The organism is Burkholderia sp. 22313, assembly GCF_052045245.1.
GTDB lineage: Bacteria > Pseudomonadota > Gammaproteobacteria > Burkholderiales > Burkholderiaceae > Burkholderia.
Genome location: NZ_JBQEON010000070.1, coordinates 1 through 4448 on the forward strand (window position 1 = coordinate 1; position 4448 = coordinate 4448).

Here is a 4448-nt window from a genome sequence, read left to right on the forward strand (position 1 = left end):
CGTCAGGCTCCCTAAGCCAGAAACCCCCGCCCGAAAGGCGGGGGTTTTTGCATTGGGGCGACGGAAACGGCAACCGCGGCGGAGTGGGGCATTGGCTCGCCGGCCAGCTCGAACCGCAACGCCAAGCACTCGTTGTCGATCCAGCAGACTGCCGGCAACCCGCTTCCAATGCACCCCCGATCACCCTGCTTGCGGTCATCCCGGAACAGAAACACGCAATTTGATACGATCGAAGTGTCGTCGACTGTTGTTTGCGTCGACATTCGTGTGCGAATCAACGCTTGATGGAGAGGGGGGGAAATGAATATCGGCGATGCGTCGCGCGAATCCGGCGTCAGTGCAAAAATGATCCGGTACTACGAACAGGTCGGCCTCCTTGCGCCGAGCAAGCGTAGCGGCGCCGGGTACCGGATCTACGGTTCGGACGAAGTCCATATCCTGCGTTTCATCCGCCAGGCGCGACGGCTCGGCTTTCTTGTCGAAGATATCCGCAAGCTGCTGCTGCTCTGGCAAGACAGGTCGCGAGCCAGTGCCGAAGTGAAGTCGATCGCCCTCGAGCACGTGGCCGAACTCGACAAACGCATCGCGGAATTGAGCGACATGCGCGATACGCTGGCCGATCTCGCCGCGCACTGCCACGGTGACGGACGACCCGAATGCCCGATTTTGGCGCGCCTGGCCGACCCGGTCAGTGAGCCAGATTAGTGCATGCCCTCGAGGCGAAAAATGGGACTCGATTGAATATCATTAAAAATCAATCGGTTATGAAAAATGCTTCATGATCCATTCCGAATGGGAATGGCTTCCATGCAAGCATTTCACTAGCATCTTGGTGCGGCACCGCTATAATTCGGGATAACCCTATACGGGAAATCCCTGAATCTTGATTCGCCAGGGGTCCCCCATCCTTGGAGCACATCATGATCGCCTACATCGTTGAAAAGCTGAGCAACTGGTTCGAATCCGCAGAGCGCGAGCGCCGTGAGGCTTACCTCGCCACGTCGTCGGACATCGTCCAGCTCGAGAGTCGCATTCGTTCGCTCGAAACCAACGGCTACTCGCTGTAATCGGAGTCACCGTCAGGTGCCATGTGGCACCGAACGAAAAGCAAGCCCCGTATTGACGGGGCTTTGTTTTTTTGTGCGCCGGATCTGGCGAAATCGTCGGCGCGACGCTATGGTATGGGCCTGCTTTTCAACTGGAAGAACACGACCATGCACTTGCGTCTCGATGTGCGTCACGTATCCCGCGCGCGTCTCGTTCTGGGTGCCGCGATGCTCGCGTACGGCATGGCGGCCGGTGCTGCGACTTCGTCCAAACCGCTGATTCTCGACACGCAACGCGGGATCCAGGATGGCCAGGGCGGCCTGGTGTTGCAGACGGCTCCGCTGTCGTCCGAGCCGATCGTAGAACCCGCAGGCATGAGAACGCCGGCCGGGCAAGGGACGAATTCGTCGGTCCCGCTGTTTGTCGCGCCGTATATCAATGTACCGGGCTGGGGCGTGTCGCCGGCCAATCAACCGAGGCCCGCGCCGAGACCCCAGCCGTAACGGCAATCCGCCCGCTCAGTTTCCGCGGTGCTCGATCTGGCAGCGCGCGCCGCTGTCCTGCCCCAGTCGTTCCACGAGATAGGGCAGCGCTTCGTTCATGCTCTGGGCGAGCGTGTACGGCGGATTCAGGATGAACATCCCACTGCCGTAGAGGCCCAGGCCATCTGCCGGCGGATTCGATACCGTCAACGTCAGGTGCAGCCAGTTGTTCGGCTGCAGACGCTTGAGCTGTTCCGGAAAACGCTGCGATTCCACCCGCGCAACCTGCGGATACCAGATCGCGTAACAACCCGTCGCGAAACGCTTCAGGCATTCCGTCACGCAGGTCACCGTGCGCGCATAGTCCTTCTTGTCCTCGTACGACGGGTCGATCAGCACGAGCGCGCGTCGCGGCGGCGGCGGCAGCAACGCCTTGACGCCCTCGAAGCCGTCACCGGCGAAAATCATCGCGCGTCGCCCTGCATCGCGGAAGTTGTGACGCAGCACGTCGATTTCCGTCGTATGCATTTCGAACAGGCGCATCCGGTCCTGCTCGCGCATGGAGCGCCACGCGAGATACGGGGAGCCCGGATAGTAGTGCAGCTCACCGTCGTCGTTCAGCGCGCGCACTTCGTCGATGTAATCGCCGAGCACCTCTGGCAAGTTCTTGTCGTTCCACAGCGGACCGATGCCGGTGTCGAATTCCGACGTCTTGGCGGCATAGCCGTCGCGCAGCGAATACACGCCGGCGCCGGCGTGCGTATCGATGTACCAGTACGACTTGTCCTTCTTGTTCAGGTAGCGCAGCAGCTGGATGACGACGGCGTGCTTGAGCACGTCCGCGTGATTGCCTGCGTGAAAACCGTGACGATAACTGAGCATGGCTGGCTGCCTGGAACGAAAGGTGAATCGATGAAAACGGACGATCGCGCGCGGCCGTCGGGACGGACGCCAATGCGGCCGCGTATTGTACGCGAGTGGGCGTGAGCCGCCTTACTGGTATGCGTCGCCGACGGCCTCCTCGATGCGTTGCCTGATCTCCGGCGTCAGCTTGTCGGCGACGTCGAGCGCGCGCATGTTGTCGCCGATCTGCTCGATCCTGGAGGCGCCCGTAATGACCGAACTCACGCGCGGATTCGCCAGCACCCATGCGATCGCGAGCTGGGCAGTGCTGCAGCCGAGCTCGGTCGCGATCCCGCCGAGCCGTTCTACCACATCGTTGCTGGCCGGGTCCGTCAGCCGGTCGCGAAGCCAGTCGTAGCCCTGCAGTTGCGCGCGGCTGCCCGGCGGCACGCCGTTGCGATACTTGCCGGTGAGCAGCCCCGATGCCAGCGGGCTCCACGTCGTCAGGCCGAGGCCATAGTCTTCGTAGAGCCGCGCGTATTCCTGCTCGACCCGGGTACGGTGGAACAGGTTGTACTGCGGCTGTTCGACGACCGGCTTGTGCAGATGGTGCCGCTCGGCGATTTCGTACGCGGCGCGAATCTCGTCGGCGCTCCACTCCGACGTGCCCCAGTACAGCGCCTTGCCGCGCACGATCATGTCGCTCATCGCCCAGACGGTTTCCTCGATCGGCGTGTTCGGATCGGGGCGATGGCAGTAGACAATGTCGACATGGTCGAGCTGCAGCCGGCGCAGCGACCCGTCGATCGCATTCAGCAGATATTTCCGGTTCAGCGTGTGGTACTGGTTCGGCGCTTCCGCGAGCCCCCAGAAGAACTTGGTGGACACGAGGTAGCTGACACGCGGCCAACCGAGCGATTTGAGCGCCTGACCCATGATTTCCTCGGATTTGCCGCCCGCATAGACCTCGGCGTTGTCGAAGAAATTGACGCCGGCATCGCGCGCCGCCGCGAGGCACTCGCGCGCGACCCGCTGATCGACCTGATTGCCGTAGGTGACCCACGAGCCGAGCGAAAGCTCGCTGATCTGCAGGCCGGAGCGGCCTAGCCGTCGATAGTGCATGGGATATCTCCCGCGACCCTGAACCGACCTTAAGCTTAGACGTTTTGCGCGCGAGCGGCGGGGCCGATCGTGCACAATAGCGGCGGGCCCGCCTGCACGACCACGAGACGAAAACGGCTGCAGCGGGACACGCTTTTTCGATCCGATAACGGAAGGAGACGGACATGGCAGCAGATCTGAGCGGCAAGACCGCAGTCGTCACGGGCGCCGCAAGCGGCATCGGCAAGGAAATCGCGCTGGAGCTCGCGAAAGCGGGCGCGGCCGTCGCGATCGCCGACCTGAACCAGGACGGCGCGAACGCGGTTGCCGACGAGATCAACAAGGCAGGCGGCAAGGCGATCGGCGTCGCGATGGACGTGACCAGCGAGGAAGCGGTCAACAGCGGCATCGACAAGGTGGCCGCCGCATTCGGCTCGATCGACATCCTCGTGTCGAACGCGGGCATCCAGATCGTCAACCCGATCGAGAACTATTCGTTTTCCGACTGGAAGAAGATGCAGGCGATCCACGTCGACGGCGCGTTCCTGACGACGAAGGCCGCGCTCAAGCACATGTACAAGGACGATCGCGGCGGCGTCGTGATCTACATGGGCTCGGTGCACTCGCACGAGGCGTCGCCGCTGAAGTCGGCGTACGTGACGGCCAAGCACGGGCTGCTGGGCCTCGCGCGCGTGCTGGCGAAGGAAGGCGCGAAGCACAACGTGCGCTCGCACGTCGTGTGTCCGGGCTTCGTGCGCACGCCGCTGGTCGACAAGCAGATTCCGGAGCAGGCGAAGGAGCTCGGCATCAGCGAAGAGGACGTGATCAAGAAGGTGATGCTCGGCAACACGGTCGACGGCGTGTTCACGACGGTACAGGACGTCGCGCAGACGGTGCTGTTCCTGTCGGCGTTCCCGAGCGCCGCGCTCACGGGCCAGTCGTTCGTCGTCAGCCACGGCTGGTTCATGCAGTAAC

At 62.6% G+C, this 4448-nt stretch carries 7 protein-coding genes; 5 read left to right on the forward strand and 2 right to left on the reverse strand.

Annotation, left to right across the window (positions count from 1 at the left end):
- The 4 genes from ACTJKF_RS31200 to ACTJKF_RS31215 form a co-directional block, all read left to right on the forward strand.
- A partial coding sequence (locus tag ACTJKF_RS31200; RefSeq protein WP_440628968.1) for a hypothetical protein occupies positions 1-224 on the forward strand: 224 nt, incomplete at its 5' end.
- A gap of 76 nt (positions 225-300) precedes the next feature.
- Positions 301-705: a Cu(I)-responsive transcriptional regulator gene (cueR, locus tag ACTJKF_RS31205; protein WP_440628969.1), complete on the forward strand. Its 405-nt coding sequence runs from the start codon at positions 301-303 to the stop codon at positions 703-705.
- A 215-nt stretch (positions 706-920) separates the two neighbouring features.
- Positions 921-1067 (forward strand): DUF3563 family protein, encoded by a 147-nt coding sequence (locus tag ACTJKF_RS31210; protein WP_006478295.1) that lies wholly within the window; start codon positions 921-923, stop codon positions 1065-1067.
- A gap of 114 nt (positions 1068-1181) precedes the next feature.
- On the forward strand, positions 1182-1550 hold the full coding sequence (locus ACTJKF_RS31215; RefSeq protein WP_440628977.1) for a hypothetical protein: 369 nt from the start codon (positions 1182-1184) through the stop codon (positions 1548-1550).
- 15 nt (positions 1551-1565) lie between these two features.
- Here the strand turns inward: ACTJKF_RS31215 and ACTJKF_RS31220 are convergent, their stop codons facing one another.
- Entirely contained in the window at positions 1566-2411 is an 846-nt protein-coding gene (locus ACTJKF_RS31220) for a 23S rRNA (adenine(2030)-N(6))-methyltransferase RlmJ (protein ID WP_440628972.1), read from the reverse strand.
- A gap of 111 nt (positions 2412-2522) precedes the next feature.
- Positions 2523-3494: a potassium channel beta subunit family protein gene (locus ACTJKF_RS31225; RefSeq protein ID WP_440628974.1), complete on the reverse strand. Its 972-nt coding sequence runs from the start codon at positions 3492-3494 to the stop codon at positions 2523-2525.
- Between the two features lie 164 nt (positions 3495-3658).
- Between ACTJKF_RS31225 and ACTJKF_RS31230 the strand changes: the two genes are divergently transcribed.
- A complete protein-coding gene (locus ACTJKF_RS31230) occupies positions 3659-4447 on the forward strand; it encodes a 3-hydroxybutyrate dehydrogenase (RefSeq protein ID WP_440628976.1) in 789 nt (262 codons plus the stop codon).
- Position 4448: the final 1 nt, after the last annotated feature.